At 31.7% G+C, this 5,867-nt stretch carries 3 protein-coding genes; all 3 read left to right on the top strand.

Features of this window, described 5'->3' with window-relative positions; all coding sequences use genetic code 11:
* Positions 1-21: 21 nt before the first annotated feature.
* The 3 genes from Q0296_RS09060 to Q0296_RS09070 all read left to right on the top strand — a co-directional run bounded on the left by Q0296_RS09060 (position 22) and on the right by Q0296_RS09070 (position 5,279).
* On the top strand, positions 22-3,288 hold the full coding sequence (locus Q0296_RS09060) for a CHAT domain-containing tetratricopeptide repeat protein (RefSeq protein WP_298039635.1): 3,267 nt from the start codon (positions 22-24) through the stop codon (positions 3,286-3,288).
* A gap of 78 nt (positions 3,289-3,366) precedes the next feature.
* The gene (locus Q0296_RS09065; RefSeq protein ID WP_148789937.1) at positions 3,367-3,915 is read left to right on the top strand and encodes a hypothetical protein; all 549 of its coding nucleotides are present in this window, start codon (positions 3,367-3,369) and stop codon (positions 3,913-3,915) included.
* An 8-nt stretch (positions 3,916-3,923) separates the two neighbouring features.
* Entirely contained in the window at positions 3,924-5,279 is a 1,356-nt protein-coding gene (locus Q0296_RS09070) for a CHASE2 domain-containing protein (protein ID WP_148789936.1), read from the top strand.
* Positions 5,280-5,867: the final 588 nt, after the last annotated feature.

Genomic DNA, 5,867 nt, shown 5'->3' on the forward strand with positions numbered 1-5,867 from the left:
CAAATGAAGAGTATTTTAGTTTTGTTATTAAGTATTTCTATTGTATTTTGTGCCGTAGAAAATGAACTTTATGCTGAGCACGTTGCATATAAAGAATATGGTAAAAAAGGTGATTATCAAAATGCTTTAAAGCATGCCTTAAAGCTCATAGAATATCTCACACCAAGTGATAAAAATAAGATTGATTATGCTAAAAATGAATATGGTAAGTTTGTATCTTACATATATAATGATATAGCGACCTTTTACAAGAATTTAGGTAACTCTGAAAAAGAGATCGAGTATAATACGGAAGCTATCCGTGCTTATTTTAAGTATCTGTATGAAAGTTACGAAGAAAGACTCAAAGCCGATAAGAAAAAATTTGAAGATCCGGGATATATCGATGATGACGGCTGGGGAGAACAATTAGTAAGCTTAAAAAACAATATCTCTGTTGAGAACTATTGTCAAGATAGCTATGGTTGCGAAACTCATGATCTGGCTGTTGCATTTCGCAGTATAGGCGATAATGATAGAGCGCTAGATTTTTATAAACAAAGTATAGATTTTAACAGAGATTCAGGAACTGGTTTTATTTTTTCAGATGACTTTACTATTTACCAAACAATAAGGCTACTGAGGATAAAGTATGGAGAAAATAGTTTGCAGTTGGCTGAATTTTATTTAGATGTAGCAAATGGATATATATATGAAATAGGTGGCAAAAATAATGAAGCTGTTAGATACGTTACGGATTCCATAGATATATGTCTTGATCATCTTAAAAACGGTAAAGAAAATAAAAATGCTTTAGATCTATTATATAAGTCTTTTTTTCAATTAGGCAACTATATGAAATTTACAAAAAATTATGGTACCGTTATCTTGACTGGAGAAAAGATAGCCGAAATTGCTCTTAAAACAAAAGATTTTGGCGACTTATACCGTGACATACTAGGAGAAGCATACTTTAATGTTGGTGACTATGAAAAATCTATAAATTTACTAAAGGACATAGCCGCGGATTCAACTTACTATGATAAATCTAAGGCAATGTTTATACTTGCAAAAAGCTATCAAAAAGTAGGTCAATATAAAAACTCTAACACTATTTTTAGAGATTTAGTTAATCAAAAATTTAAATCGCTTATAAGCAATGGTGAACTTGTTATTAGCTGTGGGGACGAACCTGAGATAATGGAGCTTTACTATAATATCGCTCACAACTATCTTTCAGAGGGTAAAATAGATCTAGCTATAGATGACTATAAGCTTGCATATAATATTTATAATCATCCACTTGCTGAGTTTTGTTTATCATCAAATAATAAAGCGTATGGACTCAATTTAGAAATAATAGGCAGCACTCGTACCCCAAGCATATCTACAAAAGAACTCATGAAAAGCAATATACAAAATTATGACAAAATGGTAAAATATCAACAACCAAATGAAGCTTATAGTACAAGTTGGATATATTTTATAGATTCTGGTGCGCTGCTACACGAAATGGGCTTTTTAAAAAATGCTATAAAATACTACAAAGTATCAGAAGAATTTTTAGAAAAAAGAAATCCAGAACCACTTATCAACCTAAACATAGCAACAGCATATCATGGCTTAAAAGACTATAATAATGCAGCAGAATACGCTCAAAAAGCGTATATAGATTTTGATAATAATAGAAAAGAATCTTTTAAAAATTTACAAAGTTCTGACCAAAAGAAATTTCTGGAAAACAATGGCTTATACCTTCTTACACTGGTTGATTCGATTTATCAAGCTGCACAATCAAACAAGGCAAACTCAAACATCAAAGCCCTAAAATCATCTGCGTTTGATTTTTTTATCAACTCAAAAGGTAGTTTGCTAGATAAAGAAAACACAATAGCTATGATGAAGTATTATATAACTGATAAGAATATACTGGATAAGATAGAGCAGTTTGAAGCCAAACAGCGAACACTGGCCGAACTAAATATTCAAAAAAAAGATAAAAATGAAATTGAAAAGCTAGAAAAAGAAATCAACGGTATCGAGTTAGAGCTCGCGAGTGCCTCTGAAAAATTCCAAGAGGAGAAAAAGCTAGAAAAAATTACTATTTCAGATATAGCAAACTATATAAACAATGATGAGTTATATGTGGATTTTGGTTATGCAAAAGAACAATACTTTGTTTTTATAGCTGATAATAAGAAAAATATAGACCTTTTTGTCTATAGCTACCAAGATAGTAAAAAGATTAATGATCTTATTAATAGTTTTAGAAAAGATATAGAAAAATTAGCAAAGAGTAGTGAGCAAAATCACACTATCTCTAAAGAGAGCACTGAAACGCTATCAAGTCTTTATAAGCTAATCTTTAACAAAAATATTAGCCAAAAACTTGGCAACCACAATAAATTTATAGTTTCTACGGACGGAGCATTGCGACTTATGCCTTTTGAAGCTCTGGTAACTGGCTCTGGTTATTTTATTGAAAATAATGACATTAGATACATAATGTCTGCAAAAGAATTTGTAAGAACGCATAGATTTAACACATCTGACACAAAAAATCACATGGCTGTCTTTAGTGACCCAGCATATGATAAGGTATCAAGTAGCTCAGTAAAGGCTAATATATCTGATATCAATACTACAAACGTAAATGAAGAGGTTATGACTAGAGCCGTAAATTCTGTAGAATTTTTTACAAGATTAAAGGGCTTTAAAGAAGAAGAGGAAGCGATCAAGGGTATATTTGCTGATAATATAGATGTATATAACCGTGAAAATGCAAGCCTTGAAAACATGTTTAAGGTAACTTCTCCAAAAATTCTACACGTAACTACTCACGGGTTCTTTATAAATGATCACAATATCCTTAACCCTATGTTAAAATCAGGTATAGCCTTAAGTGGAGCAAACACAAAAACAAAAGATGGTGTTGTAACCGCATTAAAACTATCTGGATTAAATTTACAGGGAACTGATATGGTTGTATTATCAGCATGCGAAACAGGTGTCGTTGATATGGCAGATACTAATTCTGTTGCTGCGCTACCAAAAACATTTATGCAAGCTGGTGTAAAAAACGTCATGATGAGTTTGTGGAAAGTGGATGACAAACAAACTGTTGGACTAATGAAAGATTTTTACAACAACATTAAAAATGTTAATCTCGATGAAAATGGGGCTTGGAAAAGCCAAGCTAACAATAGCGAAAATGAATATAATGTGCTGTTAAAAAAAGCTAAACTCAATATGATAAAACAAGGGCTTCATCCATATTATTGGGCTGCTTTTATAATAAACGGAGAATAAGTTTTATACCGACTTAATTTCACTCCACTTTAAGTCGGTATGTATTAATATCTTATTATTTTTTTAAAAGGATTTACAATGCTAAAACTCACCCTGGCTTTGCCCCTAATGGCATCACTTGCTATCGCAAACGTATCTTTAACCACGCAAGGTAATGTAGTCTATCATATCGATGGCAAACCAAGCACTAGCAAAATGGCGGATGAAGGTTCGCTTATCGAATACATAAGTGGTGATGGCAAGATAAGTTTAAAAGATGATGTTTCTAATAAAAAGCTAACTCTTAACAAGACAGGCGATCAATACACTGCTAGTAAATCATCTGGTATATTATCTCTTGCTGGCATAAAAGCTTACTTTGCAAAGGTTGAAGTAGAAAACAAAAACGCCTTTACTAGAGGTGACTCAAACTGCGCTGCATTTGATGCAAAAAAAGAGACACTAAAACTTGCTCCAAGCATTAGCTCTATACTATACTACCGAGATGGCGAGCTAGTAGATGAGTATAAAGTACAAGATCAAAATATAATATCATCAAATAACTCAAAAGTATCATATAAATCAGGCGATATTATGAGATTTTTAGATAGGGATGAATACGACATATACTGCCTAGAAGTTAAATAAGCAAGTTTATGACATTGTTAAATTTGATCAAGTCAAGCCTTTTAGTAATAGCTAAAAGTACACTAAGTCCAAAGCTAGCACTTTTAAAAGAGCTAGGAAATTTTAAATTTTCTATTGTATTTGGAGTGCTAGCTGGCATTTGCTATCTAGTATATAATGCGATATCTGATTATGAGTTTATTAGAAAAAGTATAGGCGACGTCGAGTATGACATCACACTAAAAACATACTCACATGTTAGCCAAAACCCCACAAATGCACCACGCATAATAGTAGTGATGATAGATGAAAAATATCTACGTGATCACAACCTAAGCAATGGTAATGAAACGCTAGGCTTTAACTATACGCCGCGATCGCTACTGGCAAATATACTAAATAAACTAGACTCTAAAATCGCAGGACAAAAACCAAAAGGGGTGCTACTGGATTACTACCTTGCATATAGTGGCGATATAAATGGCACCATAACAGCTGACGACAAAACACTAATAGATGCACTAAATGCTCATGCCAAAGAGTACCCGATATATATACCAACTTATACTAACAAGATGTTTATACAACCATATCTTAATAAAAGCGTGAAATTTGCATCTGTTCAAGTAGATCAAAATAAAGACGGTATAATAAGAGGTTATAGCCCCTATCTTTGTAAAGATGGCAAAAAAATAGCACATATAGCTAAGATATTTAGTTTGACTAATAATAATGAAAATAGCGAGTGTGATGCAAGTTATAAACCTAGTTTTGACGAGATGTTAAACTCTCGCATACTTTTTAAAAGAATAGATGATGTAGCCAAGGCTTCAAACTATAAAAATATCACTATCTACCAAGCAGGCGAACTTGATAATATAGATGAAGACTTTAACGATGCTATCGTACTTATAGGATCTGATTATAAAAACTCAGGAGATATAATAAACACTACAATAGATACAAGAAGTGGGGTTCTAATACTAGCTGATACCATTACAACTGCATCTATATTGCCTAATGGACTTAGAAAAGTTCATCCACTTATAGCTGCCATGTCTTATACGTTAATGTTTTTTATCATTACTTGGACAGCGCTAAGCCTAATGGACAAATTTAATGTAAAAAACGATACTGTAAAAACAAATATTTTACTCATATCGAATATACTAATATTTTTTATCCCCGCTAGTGGGATGATATTTTTAGGGTATTATCTATCATGGGCTGTACCTATGATACTATTTGAAGCAACAGATAAACTGATGATAATTGCAAAGGCAAAAAATAAGATTGATACACTTGCAAAGCCTATAATAATAACCGTTGCAGTTGCTTTAGTTATTATAGCACTTGTGATAGTGGCATCAATAACTATCTTATAAGCTGTTGTCCTTTCATTAATATCTATTCTTAATAACAAAATTTGATACCAATGAACCAAATCTCCGGCAGGAAGTATAAAATTAAAATAGCAAATCGGCTTGAGAATTGTTTAGTAATCTGCTTGATCATAAAAAGTTTGAACAGCAAAACTACAAATAAGTAGTCTATGTCTACAACTATCTATTTAGTTTAACAGCTTGTATTTTAATCGGATTCTATTATACTGATACTGAAACAACTTTTGCTTTTAAATAAAGACAAAATTCACCTGCTAATGAAAAATAGCCATGTACATAAGTAAAGCGAAAGCAAAAAACGCTAACCTAAAAAGAGCAATAATAAGAATAATACACATGCTAACAACAGGTGAAAAATAGAATTTAAATACAAAATGAAAAATGTGCGAATTTAATATTGCCAAATAAAAAAGTAAATAACTTCATGAGTATCATAGTTTTCTAAAACTTAAGCTCACCACCCTACCCTATATACTTTTATGATATTAGAATCATATCTTTTAAATATAATTGTAATACCATTATAATATCTAAACAATATTAATTGAAAATTTTAAAGCGAATGTATTG

This window comes from uncultured Campylobacter sp. (assembly GCF_937890585.1).
Classification (GTDB): domain Bacteria; phylum Campylobacterota; class Campylobacteria; order Campylobacterales; family Campylobacteraceae; genus Campylobacter_A.

Coding starts and splice junctions, on each gene's coding strand:
- Q0296_RS09065 (WP_148789937.1), top strand. CDS start 3,367: ATGCTAAAACTCACCCTGGCTTTGCCCCTAATGGCATCACTTGCTATC.
- Q0296_RS09070 (WP_148789936.1), top strand. CDS start 3,924: ATGACATTGTTAAATTTGATCAAGTCAAGCCTTTTAGTAATAGCTAAA.